Raw genomic sequence first — 16,066 nt, 5'->3', positions numbered from 1 at the left:
TGGTTCACGGGGCGGTGCTCGTTCCTGTGGTGCTGGTGCTGGTGCTGGTGCTGGTGCTGGTGCCGGATGTCGGAGTCCCGAAGGTGCGCAGCAGGTCGGCGACCTGGGCACCGTACGTGTCCAGGCCCTCCGCGCCGCTGCCGGGGAGGCCGGTGAGGCCGGGCAGCAGGTCGCCGAAGGCATTGACCTCGCCGACCGCGAAGCGCCGCCAGCCGGCGCCCGGCAGCAGGTCCACCCCGACGCACCGGGTGCCGGGGAAGGCCGCCGCCGCCCGCTCGCACACGGCGAGGGCGTCCTCCCAGCGCCCGCCGGCGGCGGCGATCGCCGTCCGCGCGGCGGCCAGGTCGCCGCGGGCGCCGCCGAGGTGCAGATTGGTCAGCGGGGAGCGGCTGGTGCGGACCACCGCGTGGGTGGCGCGCCCGCCGGTGACCACCACCCGCAGGTCGGCGGCCCGGCCGCCCTGGACCGCCTTCGGCAGCCAGCGCTCCACGTGCAGCCCGTCCGGGGCGAGCGCGTCGACCAGGGAGCCGACCTCCCGCGCCCCCGTGTAGCGCCGCACCCGCAGCGAGTTGAAGAGCCGTCCGGCCCCGTCCCGCTCGACCGAGGTGGTCGCCTGCACCCGGTCCGGGCCGGCCGTCTCCAGGGCGAGGACCCCGGAGGCGGAGGAGCCGTGGGCCGGCTTCACGAAGACCCGGCGCAGCCCGGCCGAGGCCATCAGCGCGACCAGATCGTCCCAGCCGCGCACCGGCGCCCCGCCGGGGCCCGAGGTCGGCGAGGCCGGCACGGGCACCCCGGCGGCGGCGAGCCGGCCGTGGGTGAGCCGCTTGTCGAAGAGGACCGCCGTCTCCGCCGGATCGTCCACCAGCACCGCGCCGGCCCGCCCGGCCTCGGCCGCGAGTCCGGTGACGGCGGCGGTGAACCGCTCGTACCAGAGCCGGCCGCCCTCGACCCGGGCCGGGTCGTCGGTGTCGCGCAGCAGCCGGTCCACCTCGGGGACCTCCCCGGGCGAGTCGACGCGGACGGCCTCGCCCGCCGCGAGGCGGGCCCGGCCGCGCAGCACGTCGAGCCAGCCGACGGCCCGCGCCCCGGGCAGCCCGGCGGCGCGCAGCGCGTCCTGGAAGAACGCGACGCGCCGCCCCGCCGGGTCGCCGACGACGACGAGGCGCGGACCGGCGGTCATTCGGCGACGGCCACGTAGCGCCAGACGTCCCCGTCGCCGTCGTCCTCGCCCTGCTGGGCGTCGTCCAGGACGACCCGCACCCCGTGCGGGGCGAGCGCGGCCGTCAGCCGCCCCTGCATCGCCTCGGAGAGGTAGTGGTGGCTCAGGTCCAGCTCCCGCAGATGGGTGAGCGGCTGGCCGTCGAGGAGCGCGGCCGCGCCCTCGTCGGTGAGCACGCCCATGCTGAGGTCGAGCCGGTCGAGGCGGGCGACGACCGGGGCGCTCGCCACGGCCGCGGCCACTTGGTCCTCGATGACGCTGTTGCACAGCCCCAGGCTGCGCAGGGCCGGGAACGCCTCGCCGGAGAGCAGCGGCGCCAGGTCGGCGGGGGAGGAGTCGCCGCCGTACTCGTCGGTGCCGAGCCACAGTTCGAGGCGCTCCAGGGCCGGCAGGTCGCTGCCGGCGATGCCGCGCACCACCTCGGCGCGGAGCCCGCCGGTCTCCACGACCAGGGTCTCCAGGCCGGTGTGGCGCACCGACGGGAAGGCCAGCCGGCTGCCGCCGCGCACCCCGAGCTCCCGCAGCGCCGGGTAGGCGGCGAGCAGCGGCGTCACGTCGGACTGGGCGATCCAGGAGATCTCGCAGTCCTCGACGGTCATGTCGCCGAGGAAGACCGCCTCCAGGGCGGTCAGCCGGTCGTTCGCGGCGATGAGCGCGGTGACGATGGCGGCCGAGGAGGTGTCGTACGCGTCCTCCCAGCCGCCGATGACGATCGCGCGGACCCGGGAGGTGTCGACGGTCTTCAGGAAGTCCTCGAAGAGCCCGTCCCACAACGGGTCGTCCTCCTCGCGGTAGGTCGCGCCGGACACCCGCCACGCCACGGCCGCGGCGTCGGGGAGGGCGTCGCCCGCCGAGGCGTCCGCGAAGTCGAAGACGGGGAGGCCGTGGAACTCCTCCAGGTAGGCCCCAATGGTCATGACGGTGCTCCAGACGACGGACGGGTGTACGGACTGACGGCAAGAGTTCTACCAAGTCCCACCGACAGCCGGGGGCGGCGGGTGCCGGACCGGACGCGTTGTCAGTGGCGGCCTCTAGCGTCGTTCTCGTGTTCGGGCACCGGGTTCCGGACGGGAAAGGGGAGAGCCATGTACCGGCAGGGGGACGTGCTGATCGTGCCCGTCGACGAGCGGGCCGTGCCCGCCCGGGCGAAGGAGGTGCGGGGCGAGCCGAGGGACGGCCGGGGGCGGCTCGTGCTCGCCTTCGGCGAGGTCACCGGACACGCCCACGCGATACCGGGGCCCGGCCGGCTGGTGCGGGAGCCGGGGCCGTACGGCCCGTTCCTGCTCGAACTGCCCGAGGGCGGGCGGCTCGTGCACGAGGAGCACGCGCCGATCGCGCTGCCGAAGGGCTGGTACCGGGTGGTGCGGCAGCGGGAGTACGTGCCGGGCGCGTACCGGATCGTGGCGGACTGAGGACGAGGAAGCGGAGGACGACGTGGGGGACGGAACGATGAACGACGGCGACGCGTACGAGAAGTGGCGGGCCGTCGCGGCCGCCACCGGGCCCGCCGACCGGACCGCCGCCGAGGACGGCGTCCGGCTGGCCTATTCCGCCGCAGGACTGCCCGCGCCGGAGCGGGTGGTCTGGGCGGACTCGCCGCTCGCCGGGGTCGAGCTGGTCGCGGGGCTCGCCGACCGCGGACGCTCGGTGCGCGAGGAGGTGCGGACCCTGCCCTGGGCGGAGGAGCGGCGTCGCCTCCACGACGCGCTCGGCCCGGCCGGCTGGACGGCGCACTGGCAGGCCACCGGCGCCCGGCTCTGGGAGCCGACGCGGGCGCTCGCCGAGCGGGTCAGGGCCGGGGTCCTGGACGTCCTCGGGGACCGGGAGGAGCCCGGCGCGCTCACCGGACTCGCCGGCCGCGAGCTGCTGTACGACGCGGTGCTCGGCCAGCAGGACGCCGCCTGGCTCGCCGCCTTCGACGGACACGGGACCCGGCTCGCCGGGCTCGCCGCCGTCGCCGCGCAGGCCGGCTGGTGGTGGCCGTACGAGAAGGTCGCCGTCGTCTGCGAGCGGCCGGTCGAACTGCACCGGGACGAGGCCGGCCGGCTCGACCGCGGCGACGGCCCCGCCCTCGCCCACCGGGACGGCTTCGCCCTGCACGCCTGGCGCGGCATGCCGGTCACGCCCGGCTTCCTCGCCGGGCTCGTGGACCTCGACCCGGAGCGGATCCGCGCGGAGGAGAACGCCGAACTCCGCCGCGTGATGCTGGAGTTCTACGGCTACGAGCGCTATCTGGCCGACTCCGGGGCCCGCCCCGAGGGGCGCGACGAGGCGGGCGCGCTCTGGCGGATCGAGCTGGTCGACGACGAGGACGTCGTCATGGTGGAGGTGGTGAACTCGACGCCCGAACCGGACGGCAGCCACCGCACCTACTGGCTCCGCGTGCCGCCCACCACCCGGACCGCCCGCGAGGGCGTCGCCTGGACCTTCGGCCTCGGGGCGGAGGCGTACGAGCCGCACGTCCAGACCTGAACCGGCCGGGCGCTGGTACGGAGAGGTGAAGGGCGGCGCCGGTCAGGAGTGGCGCCCGGGAGGCGGCGGCCCCGGGTGCTGGGATGTGCCCGCCGGAGCCACCGGCACCCACCCGTCGAAGGGACCGCCCGTGCCGCACCGCTCCGTGACCGCCCTCCCGGACCGCCGCGTCCGCGCCGCCCGGCTGCTCGCCGCCACCGCCGTCCTCGGCGGGCTCCTGCTCGGCGCCGCCGCGCCCGCCCTGGCCGCCGCGCCCGAGCGCTCCGCGCCGCACGCGGCCGCCGCCCGGTCCGAGGCCCCGGCGACGGTCACCGTCACGGGCAGCGGCAGCGCGTCCGCCGCCCCCGACCTGGCGATCCTCTCCGTGGGCGTGGAGGTCACCAAGGCGACGGCGAAGGAGGCCATGGCGGCGCAGACCACCGCCGCCGAGGCGCTGCTCGCGGTGCTCCGCAAGGAGGGCATCGAGGACCGGGACATCCGCACCGACAGCCTCGCCCTCACCCCCGTCTACGCCCAGAGCCCCGGCGGCGAGTCCAAGGTCACCGGCTATCAGGCGAGCCAGACCTTCTCCGTGAAGGTCCGGCAGCTCGACCGGGCCGGCCAGGTCATCGGGGCCGTCAACGACGCCACCGGGGACGCCGGCCGGGTGAACGGCGTCGTCTTCGACGTGGCCGACCCGAAGGAGCTGCGCGCCAAGGCCCGCGAGGCCGCCTACAAGGACGCGTACGAGAAGGCGTCCCAGCACGCCCGGCTGAGCGGCCACCGCCTCGGCCGGCTGGTCTCGCTCAGCGAGGGCGACTCGCTGCGGCCCGGCCACGGGGCGCTGCCGTCCATGCCGGCCGACGAGCCGAGCGTGCCGCTCGCCCCCGGCGAGATCGAGGAGCAGGTCACCGTCTCGGCGGTCTACGAACTGCTCTGAGACCGGAGGGGCGCCGGGAGGCCCAGCTCGCGGGCGAGCGCCTCGTCCGCCCACCGGAGCATCGCCGACCGGGAGAGGCCGCCGCCCGCGTAGACCGTCGTCTGGACGGCGAGGCCGTCCAGATAGGCGGTGAGCCGCCAGGCGGCACCGGCCGGATCGGGGCAGGGGAACTCCCCGGCGGCGACCCCGTCCTCGATGACCGAGGTCAGCGCCGCCTTCCACGCCCGGTCGAGGGTGACCGCGACCCGGCGCAGCTCCGGGTCGCGCAGCCCGGCCGCCCACGCCTCGATCCACAGCCGCCAGCCCTTGGCCTGCCCGGTCGGGGCGTACCAGCGGACGGCGGCACGCAGCCGCCGCTCCGCCGTGGCGCGGCGGCCGAGGATCCGGCGCAGCTGCGCGAGGTCGCCCTCCGCCGCGTGGGCGAAGGCCGCGGCGACCAGCTGTTCCTTGGTGGAGAAGTGGTAGAGCACCAGCGCGTTGCTCACGCCGAGGGCGGCGGCCACGTCGGCGATCCGGACGGCGGCGGCGCCCCGGGCCTCGATCTGCTCGACGGCGGCCCGCAGCAGCTCCTCGCGCCGCTCGGCCACGCTCAACCGCACTCTCGCCACGTCGGGCAGCCTACACAGCACATGACGGAGTCATGATCGTCACCGTCCGGGGCCCGGCAGCGCGCCCGCTCAGTACCAGCCGTAGCGCTCCGCGATCACCGGCAGCCGCTCCGCCACCAGGGCGTGCGCCGCCGTGCGGGGGAGCACGCCGTCGGCCTCGGCCCGGTCGAGCACCGCGCCCGTGAGGGCCCGCATCGCGCTCCGCACCCGCGCGAACGCCTGGTCCGCGTCGGCCTCGACGTCGCCGAAGAGCGTCCACCACCACCAGGCGTTGGTGCAGGAGTTGACCACCACGTCCGGCAGCACCGTCACCCCGCGCGCGGCGAGGGCCGCCTCGGCGTCCGGGAGCACCGGCATGTTCGCCGCCTCGGCGATCCAGCGGGCGCCGATCCGCTCCTGGTTCCCGGCGTCGATCGCGTACGAGACGGCGGCCGGCACCAGCACCTCCGCGTCGACCGCGAGCCAGGCGTCCCCCGGCTCCTCCCGGTCGCCGGGGCGCAGCGCCGCCCGGTCCACGGTGCCGTGCCCGTCCCGGGCCGCGATCAGCGCCTCCACGTCGAGCCCGCCGGGGTTCACGACGGTGCCGCGCACATCGGCGACCGCGACCACCGTCAGCCCGGCCCGGGCGAGGAACCGGGCGGTCGCCGCGCCCATGGTGCCGAAGCCCTGCACGGAGACCCGGGTGCCCGCGTGCGGCCGCCCGGCCCGGTCCAGCGCGACCAGCACCGACTCGGCCACCCCGAGCCCGCCGACCAGCGCGTCCAGGCCGATGCCGTCGACCTCGACGGCGAAGGCGTCCGCGAGCCGCTTCCGGGCCGCCGCCTCGTCCTCCAGGAGCGGGAAGACGGCCTGCACCGAGGAGTCGAGCCCGGCCTCGGCCACCGCCCGGTCCACCGTCTCCTGGCTGAGCCCCAGGTCCTCCCCGGTGGTCCAGAACCGCTCCACGTACGGCCGCATCGCCCGCAGGTAGCGGACCAGCACGCCGTACGCCTCGGGGGAGCGCGGATCGCAGTCGATGCCGCCCTTGGCGCCGCCCAGCGGCACGTACCGCGCGGACGGGTCGTAGTGCAGCGCCTCCTTCATGGTCATCCCCCGGGCGAGCCCGGCGACCTCCTCGGCGGTGCACCCCTCCCGCATCCGCAGGCCGCCGCTGGCGACGCCCCTGACCAGCCGGTCGACGACCAGATGGCCGCGGCGGCCGGTGACGTGGTCGGTCCAGGTGAGGGAGAGCAGCGGGGCGGCGGTCATGGGACTCCTCGGGGCCGGGTTACTGAACGTCGGTTCAGTATGACCGACAGGCCCTGCCCGTCCCCGGCCCGGCCGCCCATAATGGAACGACCCCCATCGATCAGGAGGACCTGTGACCGGTACCGGCTCCGACCGTCCGCTGCGGGCCCGGCTGCGCGCCCTGCGGCCCGAGTCCTTCGGCGCCGAGCCCACGGGGGAGCGGCTGGCCCGCATCCGCCGCTCGCCGCACTTCGCCGACGGCGTCTTCCAGAACCCCGTGGAGGCCCGCCGCGGCCCCTCGGGTTCCACGGTGGACCTGATGAAGACCTACTTCGAGAGGGAGGCGCGGGCCCGCCGGGCCCCGGCCGGCGTGATCCCCGTCCACCCGACGACCGTCGCGGACCTCGCCCGCCCCGCCGCCACCGGCCTGCGGATCACCTGGCTGGGCCACTCCAGCGTGCTCGCCGAGATCGACGGCGTACGGATCCTCTTCGACCCGGTCTGGGGAGAGCGCTGCTCGCCCTTCGCCTTCGTCGGCCCCCGCCGGCTCCACCCGGCGCCCGCGCCGCTGGCTGCGCTCGGCCCGGTCGACGTCGTGGTGATCTCCCACGACCACTACGACCACCTCGACCTGCCGACGATCAAGGCGCTGGCGGGCACGGACACCGTCTTCGCCGTCCCGCTCGGCGTCGGCGCCCACCTGGAGCACTGGGGCGTCGCCGCCTCCCGCCTGCGCGAGCTGGACTGGCACGAGTCCACCGAGGTCGGCGACGTCACGCTCACCGCCACCCCGGCCCGCCACTTCTGCGGCCGCGCGATCCGCAACCAGCAGCACACCCTCTGGGCCTCCTGGTCGGTCCGCGGCCCGCACCACCGGATCTTCCACAGCGGCGACACCGGCTACTTCCAGGGCTTCGAGGACATCGGCGCGGCCCACGGCCCCTTCGACGTGACGATGATCCAGATCGGCGCCTACTCCGAGTTCTGGCCCGACATCCACATGACCCCCGCCGAGGGCCTCAGGGCCCACCTCGACCTCCAGGGCGGCCGCCCCGGCGGCGTCCTGCTGCCGATCCACTGGGCCACCTTCAACCTGGCCCCGCACGCGTGGGCGGAACCGGGTGAGTGGACGAAGGACGCGGCCGAGGGTGCCGGGCAGGCGGTGGCGCTGCCCCGCCCCGGCGAGCCGTTCGAGCCGGCGGGAAAGCTGCCCGCGGATGCTTGGTGGCGTGGGGTGTCTCAGCCGATCGCCCGTCCGTGGCGCCGGCCGAAGCAGGCGTCGACTCCTGTCGATGCGTCCGAGCGTGATCTCGACCTGGCGGGTGACCGGTGACGTCGAGCGAGGACGAGCTGGGCAGGGTCGTGGCGCTGCCGGCTCGCCTCTCGGCCCTCAGCCGGCCACCGTCGAAGAGGCCTCGGGCTGGGACCCGCTGCTCGCCCGTACGGCGTGACGCCCACCGGGTCCTGGCGAGCGGGACCGCCGCTCCGCCTGCTGCGGTGTCAGCATGACGGCCTGTGGCTGATGAGGTGAGTGATCCGGCCGTGCCCAGCACGCTGCCGGCGGTCACGTTGGTCGTGCGGACCGGGGAACCGGAGCCGGTTCCGAGCACGCCCGGCAGGGGGTGGCCGCGGGTCTCGGCCACTCCCTGCTCGGGGATCAGGCGACCGTTCCGTTCGCCGAGGCGCCGGAGGCGATGCCGAACGCGGGATCGGGCACCGACTCGGGGGCCAGGAGGGTCGAGGAGCGGCCGTCCACGCCGACGGGGACGTCTCCGTCGATGGTGACCCGGCGCAGCTTGCGGTCGTGGTCGTCGGAGTCGTCCACGCCGTAGTGCTGGGTGGCGCGGTTGTCCCAGATCGCCACGTCGCCGGTCTGCCACTGCCAGCGGACCGTGTTCTCCGGCCGCTCCACGTGCGCCTGGAAGAGGTCGACCAGGGCGCGGGAGTCGGCGCCGGTCAGCCCGCTGATCCGCTGCACGAAGTTCCCGAGCAGGAGGGTGCGTTCGCCGGTCTCCGGGTGGACACGGACGACCGGGTGCTCGGTGAGGAACTTCGTCGACGCGAAGACGTCCCGGAAGCGGGCGAGCTGCTCCGGCACGGCGTCGGGGCGCAGCGCCGCGTAGTCGTACGCGTTGGAGTGGACGGCCCGCAGGCCGTCGGCGAGCCGCCGCAGCGGCTCGGGCAGGTTCTCGTACGCGGTGGCGGTGTTGGCCCACAGGGTGTTGCCGCCGTACGGCGGGACGACCACGGCCCGCAGGATGGAGAAGGCCGGGTAGGCGGGGACGAAGGTGACGTCGGTGTGCCACTGGTTGGCGCGGCCGCCGTAGTCGGAGTCGATCGGGAAGGAGTAGCGCCCGTCGGCGGACGGCACCGTGGGGTGCGCGACCGGCGTGCCGAGGAGCCGGCCGAAGGCCTCGTGGGAGTCCTCGTCGAGGTGGTCCTGGCCGCGGAAGAAGACGACCTTGTGGGCCAGGAGGGCGGCGCGGATCCCGGCGACGGTCTCCGGGGCGAGGTCGCCGCCGAGGTGGACGCCGGAGATGACGGCGCCGAGACGGCCGCCGAGCTTCTGCACGGTGAGGGAGGTGGTGGTCGCGGTCGACATGGGGTTTTCCTTTCGGGCGGGGGTCCGCCGGAGGCCCGGAGGGCAATTAATCTCGGAGCGGAAGTAATGACGGTGCGGGAAGGCCCGGCAGCAGGAGGCGACGCCGAGGGCGGCCGGAGCGGGGCCGTGCGGAGAACGGGGGCGCGGCGGTGCTCGCGGAGCGGTGCGCCGGCCCCGGAAGGGTCGCGAGGGTCAGGCGCCGGTGACGGCCGGACAGGAGGTGGTCGCGAACATGTCCAGGAGACTGGCAACGCCCCCGGCGCCGCGTCAAGCACCGTCCCCCTGCCCCGGCCCGCCCCCGCGGTGGTTGAATCGGCGCCTCCCCGGTCCGCGCCCCGGCCCTCGGGAACCGCCGCTGACCTGGCACGCCACCCCCGGAGACAGCGCCGCCCGGGCGAGCGCGGGCAGGCTGCCCGGCCTCGCGCACCGGTGGCCGGGGAATTCACGTCCCCGCAACAGAGAGGCAGAGATGACCAGTACGCCCCAGGGCTCCCGGATGGCGGGCGACGGAAGGCGCGAGGCGAACGCCGCCACCGTGCTGCGCACTGTCCTCGACCACGGCCCGGTCTCCCGCGGCGCCGTCGCCCGGCTCTCCGGCCTCAGCCCGGCCGCCGTCTCCCGCCAGGCCACCGACCTGACCCGGCTCGGGCTGCTGCGCGAACTGCCGGAAGCCTCCGGCGACGGGGGAGTCGGCCGGCCCCGCATCCCCGTCGACCTGCACATCGGCGCCGTCGGCGGTCCGGTCGTGGCCGGCGTCCATCTCGGGGTGCCCGCCTCCACGTTCGCCCTGGTCGACCTGCGCGGCCGGGTCCTCGCCCGCCACCAGCACCCGCACGCGCCCTTCGCGCCCGAGCGGCTCCCGGCGGAGGTCGGCGCCGAACTGCGCGCCTTCCTGGACCGGCACACCGCGGGCCGGCCGCTGCTCGGGGTCGGGGCCGCGATCGGCGGCCGGGTCGACCCGGCGACCGGCGTCGTCGTCCGGCACGACGCGCTCGGCTGGCGCCACCGGCCCTTCGCCGCCGAACTCTCCCGGGCCCTGGGCGGTCCGGCGGTCCGGCTCGACAACCACGCCCGCGCCATCGCCCGGTCCGAGATCCTCTTCGGCCGGCCCGCCGCCCGCCGCGGCCTGCTGCACCTCTTCGTGGGCAACGTCGTGGACGCCGCCGTCGGCCTCGCCGGGGTCGTCCACCAGGGGCCCGGGGGAGCCGCGGGGGACGTCGCCCACCTGCCCGTACCGGACTCCACCGCGCCCTGCCCGTGCGGCCGTTCGGGCTGCCTGGAGGCGACCGCCTCCAACACCGCGCTCGCGCTGACCGCGATGCGCCGCGGCATCGTGCCCGAGGCCGACACCTCGCTCGTCGTCGACGCCGCCGCGGCCGGGGACCGGCGGGCCGACCGCCTGCTGCGCGAGAGGGCCCGGGCGGTGGGCCGGGCCCTCGCCCTCCTCCTGGACGTGCTCAACCCCGACCTCGTCGTCGTCACCGAGCAGGCGAGCGTCCTCGAACCGGAGTACCTGGAGGAGATCCGGGGGGCCGCGGTCGACCTCTCGCACGTCTGCGACGACCCCGAACGGATCGTCAGTCCACATGCCGGACCGGCCACACTTCCCGTCGCGGCGGGCACCGTTCTGCTGAACCACCTGTTCAGGAGGCCTCTGGAGACCCTCGAAGAGCTGCGCCCCGAAGGGGTGTTCACCTGAGGCCGTCTCATCATGCGGGAACAGTCGGTTGACCGGCTCTCCCGGCCGCTGCCATATTGCTCCCGTGAATCCGGACTTGCGCCTCTGCTCCCGCAGGCACGTCGACCTCTGTCGGCTCGCCAGCGCGGTCTGTGCCGTCCGCGTCTGACCCTCCGGCGCGGACCGTCCCCCGCGCCCCTCGCCGTACCCCCGCCGACCAGGGCCTCCGCCCGTAGCGCCGACCGGTCCCGCCCTCCGTGCGACCGGCCGCCGCACCCGGCTCGTACGTCCCTCCCGGCCCCGGCCCGCGCCGCGGCCGGCGCATCCCCGCACCTCCGCGCTTCCGCGCCCTCCGTCCCGGACGCGCATCTTCGCCCGCGTTCCTCTCGCAGCGGAAGAAACCCTCTCCGCCGAGCGAACCCGACCTCCACCAGGCAGGCATCGATGACCGAGCTGTACCCCTCCGCGCCCACCGCCCTCTCCCGGCGCACCACCCTGCGCGCCGCCGGCGGCGGCACCCTGCTCCTCGGTCTGGGGCTCACCGGCTGCCGCTCGGCCGTCGAGGAGTCCGCCGCCCCCGCGGCCGCCGGCGCCGCCGGGCCGAGGCGCGGCGGCACCCTCAGCGTCGCCGTCAACTCGGACTTCACCCCGAGCCTGCTCTTCGCCCAGAGCAACCAGTCCCTCCAGCAGCGGCTGATCTACAACACCCTCACCCGCTACGACGACCGGCTCGAACCCCAGCCCGAGCTGGCCACCTCCTGGGAGTACGCGGCGGACGGCCGCGCCCTCACCCTCAAGCTCCGCACCGGCGTCGTCTTCCACGACGGCCGCCCCTTCACCGCCGACGACGTGATCTTCGCCGTGAAGAACCTTCAGAACCCGGTGCGAGCCGCCCAGTTGAGGGCCACCGCCGCGGCGGTGACCGGCTTCGAGAAGCGCGGCGACCACGAGCTGGTCCTCAAGCTCGCCCACCCCGTCGACAACCTCTTCGACCTCTTCGAGTTCATGATCATCACCGATCGGAACAGCGTCGAAGAGGCCTTCGCCGGCAAGCGGCTCAACGGCACCGGACCCTTCGCCCTCACCCGGTGGAGCCCCGGCGCGGGACTCAGCCTCAAGCGCCACGAGAAGTACTGGCAGCCCGGCCGCCCCTACCTCGACGGCGTCGAGATACGCGTCGTCCCGCAGGCCGACGCCCTCATCTCCTCGCTGCGCACCGGCCAGTCCCAGCTCTCCTACTCCGTCCCCGGCCGGAACCTCGCCACCGTCGCCGGCGTCCCCGACCTCGTCGTCAGCGAGTACGCCACCGGAGGCGGCGCCTCCTACCTCGGCGTCAACACCTCGATCGCCCCGCTCGACGACAAGACCGTCCGCCAGGCCCTCGCCTGGGCCGTCGACCGCGAGCGGATCCTGAAGCAGGTCCTCGGCGGCTACGGCCTCGCCTCCGCCACCCCCTGGCCCAAGTCCTCGCCCGCCTTCACCGAAGCGGGCCGCACCCACTACCGGCACGACCCGGGCAAGGCCCGCGAGCTGCTGAGGTCCGCCGGCCACACCCGGCTCGACCTCCCCCTCCTCCACGTCAACCTGCCCGGCGAGACCGCGCTCGCCGAGGCGATCCAGTACGACCTCAAGCAGGTCGGCGTCCACGTCACCCTGGAGCCCACCGACCCGGCCACCGCCCAGAAGAAGCTCATCTCCCAGTCCATGCCCGCCCTGTGGGCCATGGGCCACAGCTTCGCCCAGGTCCGGCCCTCCACCCTGGCGGTCAGCGCCTACCCCTTCAACGCGGCCAAGAACACCTCCCGCTTCCGCTCGGAGGAGTACACCCGGATCGTCCGCGAGGCCTGGACCAGCCGGGCCACCGGCGCCGAGGCCAACGCCCTGCGGCAGCGGATCACCGACACCCTCCTCGACGAGGCCTTCATCATCGACCTCGCCATCCGCGGCAGCGTCCAGGTCGCCTCCAAGAAGCTGCACGGCGCCACCCTCAACAAGTTCTCCTACCTCAACCTCGACGACGCCTACCTGGCGGGCTGACGTGCGCGGATACCTGCTGCGGAGACTCCCCTCCGCCCTCCTCGTGCTCGCCGCCGCCTCCGTCCTCGCCTTCGGCGTCCTGCGGCTCGTCCCCGGCGACCCCGCCGCCGTCCTCGCCGGTCCCGACGCCGGTCCCGAGGTCCAGGCCGCCATCCGCGACCGCCTCGGCCTCGACGACCCCCTGCCCGCCCAGTACCTCCACTGGATCGGCGGACTGCTCACCGGCGACCTCGGCCCCTCCTACGTCATCGGCGGCGAGACCGCCGACCTCATCGCCGACGGACTCGGCGCCACCGTCGAACTCACCCTCGGCGCCCTGCTCTTCGCGGTTCTCATCGGCGGCACCCTCGGTGTCCTCGGCGCCACCGCCCGCCGCCCCTGGCTCCGCGCCGCCGTCCGCTCCGCCACCACCGCCGCCCTCGCCGTCCCCCCGTACGTCAGCGGCGTCCTCCTCGTCCTCCTCTTCGCCGTCGTCCTCGGCGTCCTCCCGGCGGGCGGCCGCGTCCCCCTCCTCACCGCACCCGACCTCGGCATCCAGTACCTCCTCCTCCCCGCCCTCTGCCTCGCCCTGCCCAGCGCCGCCGTCCTCGGCCGCTACCTGGAGGACAGCCTCCGCCGCGCCCTCGCCGAGGACCACGTGCGGACCGCGACCGCCGCCGGCATCGCCCCCCGCCGCATCCTCTGGCGCCACGCCCTGCCGCACGCCCTCCCGCCCGTCGTCACCCTCCTCGGCATCCAGACCGGACACCTCCTCGGCGGCGCCGTCCTCGTCGAGGCGATCTTCGCCTGGCCCGGCCTCGGCCAGCTCGCCGAGCAGGCCCTGGTCCGCCGCGACTACCCCGTCGTCCAGGACCTCCTGCTCCTCCTCGTCGCCGTCTTCGTCCTCGTCCAGCTCCTGTCCGACCTCGTCCACGCCTGGCTCGACCCCCGGATCAGGTGGGAGTAGCCGCCATGACCACCCTCGCCCCGCCCGCGCCGGCCGCCGCACGCCGCCCCCGCCACCCCTACCTCACCGCCCTGCGCACCGCCCGGGGCCGCACCGGCCTCGCCCTCGTCGGCCTGGTCGTCCTCGCCGGACTCCTCGCCCCGCTCCTCACCGGGCACCCGCCCACCGACCAGAGCGGCCTCACCCTCGCCCCCGTCGGCACCCCCGGCCACCCCCTCGGCACCGACGACCTCGGCCGCGACCTGCTCTCCCGGCTGCTGTACGGCATCCGCGCCGACCTCGGCATCATCGCCGTCGCCGTCCCGCTCGGCGCCGTCCTCGGCTGCCTCCTCGCCCTCGCCGCCACCGTCCACCCGGCCGTCGACACCGCCGTCCAGCGCGCCTTCGACCTCGTCCTCGCCTTCCCCGGGCTGATCCTCGCGCTCGCCGTCACCGCCGTCCTCGGCCCCGGCCGGCTCCCCGTGATCCTCGTCATCGCCCTCGCCGAGATCCCCGTCTTCGGACGGCTCCTGCGCACCGGCATCCTCGCCCAGCGCGGCCGCGAGTACGTCACCGCCGCCCGCGTCGGCGGCACCTCCGGCCGCCGGATCCTCACCCGCCACGTCCTGCCCAACGCCGCCGACCCGCTCGTCGTCCAGTTCGCCGTCTCCCTCACCGTCGCCGTCTTCCTCGAAGGAGCCATGAGCTTCCTCGGCGTCGGCGTCCGGCCGCCCGAACCCACCCTCGGTGCCGTCCTCAGCCAGTCCATGCCCCACCTCGCCCAGGCCCCGCACTTCGCCGCGGGCCCCCTCGTCACCGTGACCGCGCTCGTCCTCGGCCTCTCCCTCGTCGCGGAGGCGCTGAACCGGGAGATCCGCCGATGACCACCGCCCCGCTCCTCGACGTCCGTGACCTCCACGTCTCCTTCACCGCCCCCGACGGCGCCGAGCTGCACGCCGTCCGCGGCGTCTCCCTCACCCTGCGGCGCGGCGAGACCGTCGCCGTCGTCGGCGAGTCCGGCTCCGGCAAGTCCACCACCGCCCTCGCCCTCCTCCGCATGCTCCCCGGCACCGGCCGGATCACCGGCGGCTCCGTCCATCTCGACGGCACCGACCTCACCACCGCCGGCGAGGACGAGCTGCGGGCCGTCCGGGGCACCCGCGTCGGCATGGTCTTCCAGGACCCGATGACCGCCCTCAACCCCGTCCTGACCGTCGGCCGCCACCTCGACGAGGTGCTCCGCGCCCACGGCGGCCGCAGCCGGGCCGCCCGCCGCGCACGCGCCCTCGAACTCCTCGGCCTCGTCGGCATCCCCGACCCCGAGCGGCGCCTCGACGACCACCCGCACCAGTTCTCCGGCGGCCAGCGGCAGCGGATCCTCATCGCCATGGCCCTGGCCGGCGAACCCGACGTCCTCCTCGCCGACGAACCCACCACCGCCCTCGACGCCACGGTCCAGGACCAGATCCTCACCCTGCTCGGCGAGCTGACCCGCACCACCGGCACCGCCCTCGTCCTCATCACCCACAACCTCGGCGTCGTCGCCCGCACCTGCGAGCGCGTCCTCGTGCTGTACGGCGGCACCGTCGTCGAGGACGGACCCACCGCCGAGGTCCTGGTCCGGCCCCGCCACCCCTACACCGCCGGACTGCTCGCCGCCGTGCCCCGCCTCTCCACCCCCTCCGGCACCCGCCTCACCGGCATCCCCGGCAACCCGCCGGACCCCCGCCTCCCGCTCGCCGGCTGCGCCTTCGCCGACCGCTGCCCGCTCGCCGAGGACCGCTGCCGCACCGCCGCGCCACGGCTCACCGCGCTCACCGACACCGTCCGCGCCGCCTGCCACCCCGCCGCCGAGAGCCCCGCCCCGCTGCCGCCGCCCCCACCGCCGGTCCGCACCGAACGGCCCGCGCCCGGGCCCGTGGTCCTCGCCGCCGAGGGACTGCGCAAGACCTACGGCACGCGCCGGCGCCGCTTCACCGCCCTCGACGGCGTCTCCCTCACCCTGCGGGCCGGGGAGACCCTCGGCATCGTCGGCGAGTCCGGCTCCGGCAAGTCGACCCTCGCCCGGATCCTCGCCCACGCCCAGCCCGCCGACGCCGGCCGGGTCCTCCTCGACGGCCGCGACGTCACCCGCCCCGGCCGCGCCGAGCTGCGGGCGGTCCGCCGCCGCGTCCAGATGGTCTTCCAGGACCCCTACGCCTCGCTCGACCCGCGCATGACCGCCGGTGACATCGTCGCCGAACCCCTGCGCGCCTTCGGCATCGGCACCCCCGCCGACCGCCCCGCCCGCGTCGCCGAACTCCTCGGCCGCGTCGGGGGCGCCCCCCCCCCCCCCCCCCCCGCGCCCCGCGCCCCGCCCCCCCGCCCCCCGCCCCGCGC

At 75.8% G+C, this 16,066-nt stretch carries 15 protein-coding genes; 10 read left to right on the top strand and 5 right to left on the bottom strand.

Features of this window, described 5'->3' with window-relative positions; translation table 11 throughout:
- Positions 1 to 4: 4 nt before the first annotated feature.
- Entirely contained in the window at positions 5 to 1,180 is a 1,176-nt protein-coding gene (locus ACFW1I_RS10790; RefSeq protein ID WP_384668568.1) for an STM4014 family protein, read from the bottom strand.
- Positions 1,177 to 2,136, bottom strand: a complete 960-nt coding sequence (locus ACFW1I_RS10785) for an STM4015 family protein (RefSeq protein WP_384668565.1) — start codon at positions 2,134 to 2,136, stop codon at positions 1,177 to 1,179. The genes ACFW1I_RS10790 and ACFW1I_RS10785 overlap by 4 nt, the downstream gene beginning before the upstream one ends.
- A 168-nt stretch (positions 2,137 to 2,304) precedes the next feature.
- On the opposite strand from ACFW1I_RS10785, the gene ACFW1I_RS10780 reads away from it, so the two are divergent.
- The 3 genes from ACFW1I_RS10780 (at position 2,305) to ACFW1I_RS10770 (ending at position 4,610) form a co-directional block, all read left to right on the top strand.
- Positions 2,305 to 2,631: a hypothetical protein gene (locus tag ACFW1I_RS10780; RefSeq protein ID WP_384668562.1), complete on the top strand. Its 327-nt coding sequence runs from the start codon at positions 2,305 to 2,307 to the stop codon at positions 2,629 to 2,631.
- Between the two features lie 37 nt (positions 2,632 to 2,668).
- Positions 2,669 to 3,691: a DUF6745 domain-containing protein gene (locus tag ACFW1I_RS10775; protein ID WP_384668558.1), complete on the top strand. Its 1,023-nt coding sequence runs from the start codon at positions 2,669 to 2,671 to the stop codon at positions 3,689 to 3,691.
- 130 nt (positions 3,692 to 3,821) lie between these two features.
- Positions 3,822 to 4,610, top strand: a complete 789-nt coding sequence (locus ACFW1I_RS10770; protein ID WP_384668556.1) for an SIMPL domain-containing protein — start codon at positions 3,822 to 3,824, stop codon at positions 4,608 to 4,610.
- Here the strand turns inward: ACFW1I_RS10770 and ACFW1I_RS10765 are convergent.
- Positions 4,595 to 5,218: a TetR/AcrR family transcriptional regulator gene (locus tag ACFW1I_RS10765; RefSeq protein WP_384668554.1), complete on the bottom strand. Its 624-nt coding sequence runs from the start codon at positions 5,216 to 5,218 to the stop codon at positions 4,595 to 4,597. The two genes, ACFW1I_RS10770 and ACFW1I_RS10765, sit on opposite strands and share 16 nt — an antisense overlap.
- A gap of 69 nt (positions 5,219 to 5,287) precedes the next feature.
- A complete protein-coding gene (locus ACFW1I_RS10760) occupies positions 5,288 to 6,466 on the bottom strand; it encodes a Glu/Leu/Phe/Val dehydrogenase dimerization domain-containing protein (RefSeq protein WP_384668552.1) in 1,179 nt (392 codons plus the stop codon).
- A gap of 112 nt (positions 6,467 to 6,578) precedes the next feature.
- Here ACFW1I_RS10760 and ACFW1I_RS10755 point away from each other — a divergent pair, with 112 nt between their 5' ends.
- Entirely contained in the window at positions 6,579 to 7,778 is a 1,200-nt protein-coding gene (locus ACFW1I_RS10755) for an MBL fold metallo-hydrolase (RefSeq protein ID WP_384668550.1), read from the top strand.
- Positions 7,779 to 8,102: 324 nt separating this feature from the next.
- On the opposite strand, the gene ACFW1I_RS10750 is transcribed toward ACFW1I_RS10755, so the two are convergent.
- A complete protein-coding gene (locus tag ACFW1I_RS10750; RefSeq protein ID WP_384668548.1) occupies positions 8,103 to 9,047 on the bottom strand; it encodes a TauD/TfdA dioxygenase family protein in 945 nt (314 codons plus the stop codon).
- 469 nt (positions 9,048 to 9,516) lie between these two features.
- On the opposite strand from ACFW1I_RS10750, the gene ACFW1I_RS10745 reads away from it, so the two are divergent.
- The 6 genes from ACFW1I_RS10745 to ACFW1I_RS10720 all read left to right on the top strand — a co-directional run.
- On the top strand, positions 9,517 to 10,746 hold the full coding sequence (locus ACFW1I_RS10745; protein WP_384668546.1) for an ROK family protein: 1,230 nt from the start codon (positions 9,517 to 9,519) through the stop codon (positions 10,744 to 10,746).
- Between the two features lie 64 nt (positions 10,747 to 10,810).
- On the top strand, positions 10,811 to 10,894 hold the full coding sequence (locus ACFW1I_RS10740; protein WP_351843272.1) for a putative leader peptide: 84 nt from the start codon (positions 10,811 to 10,813) through the stop codon (positions 10,892 to 10,894).
- A 275-nt stretch (positions 10,895 to 11,169) separates the two neighbouring features.
- Positions 11,170 to 12,762, top strand: a complete 1,593-nt coding sequence (locus ACFW1I_RS10735; protein WP_384668543.1) for an ABC transporter substrate-binding protein — start codon at positions 11,170 to 11,172, stop codon at positions 12,760 to 12,762.
- Between the two features lies 1 nt (position 12,763).
- Positions 12,764 to 13,708: an ABC transporter permease gene (locus ACFW1I_RS10730; protein WP_384668541.1), complete on the top strand. Its 945-nt coding sequence runs from the start codon at positions 12,764 to 12,766 to the stop codon at positions 13,706 to 13,708.
- 5 nt (positions 13,709 to 13,713) lie between these two features.
- Positions 13,714 to 14,571: an ABC transporter permease gene (locus tag ACFW1I_RS10725; protein WP_382801058.1), complete on the top strand. Its 858-nt coding sequence runs from the start codon at positions 13,714 to 13,716 to the stop codon at positions 14,569 to 14,571.
- A partial coding sequence (locus ACFW1I_RS10720) for an oligopeptide/dipeptide ABC transporter ATP-binding protein (RefSeq protein WP_384668540.1) occupies positions 14,568 to 16,066 on the top strand: 1,499 nt, incomplete at its 3' end. The genes ACFW1I_RS10725 and ACFW1I_RS10720, both read left to right, overlap by 4 nt.

Origin of the sequence: Streptomyces sp. NPDC058955, assembly GCF_042741435.1 — a bacterium.
Lineage (GTDB): Bacteria > Actinomycetota > Actinomycetes > Streptomycetales > Streptomycetaceae > Streptomyces.
The sequence above is the reverse complement of the archived record's forward strand: the minus strand, read 5'-3'. Positions and strand labels throughout refer to the sequence as shown.

Excerpts from the sequence above, each read along its gene's own strand:
- ACFW1I_RS10725 (WP_382801058.1), top strand. The coding sequence starts at position 13,714 with ATGACCACCCTCGCCCCGCCCGCGCCGGCCGCCGCACGCCGCCCCCGC.
- ACFW1I_RS10780 (WP_384668562.1), top strand. The coding sequence starts at position 2,305 with ATGTACCGGCAGGGGGACGTGCTGATCGTGCCCGTCGACGAGCGGGCC.
- ACFW1I_RS10750 (WP_384668548.1), bottom strand. The coding sequence starts at position 9,047 with ATGTCGACCGCGACCACCACCTCCCTCACCGTGCAGAAGCTCGGCGGC.
- ACFW1I_RS10775 (WP_384668558.1), top strand. The coding sequence starts at position 2,669 with ATGAACGACGGCGACGCGTACGAGAAGTGGCGGGCCGTCGCGGCCGCC.
- ACFW1I_RS10790 (WP_384668568.1), bottom strand. The coding sequence starts at position 1,180 with ATGACCGCCGGTCCGCGCCTCGTCGTCGTCGGCGACCCGGCGGGGCGG.
- ACFW1I_RS10745 (WP_384668546.1), top strand. The coding sequence starts at position 9,517 with ATGACCAGTACGCCCCAGGGCTCCCGGATGGCGGGCGACGGAAGGCGC.
- ACFW1I_RS10760 (WP_384668552.1), bottom strand. The coding sequence starts at position 6,466 with ATGACCGCCGCCCCGCTGCTCTCCCTCACCTGGACCGACCACGTCACC.
- ACFW1I_RS10735 (WP_384668543.1), top strand. The coding sequence starts at position 11,170 with ATGACCGAGCTGTACCCCTCCGCGCCCACCGCCCTCTCCCGGCGCACC.
- ACFW1I_RS10785 (WP_384668565.1), bottom strand. The coding sequence starts at position 2,136 with ATGACCATTGGGGCCTACCTGGAGGAGTTCCACGGCCTCCCCGTCTTC.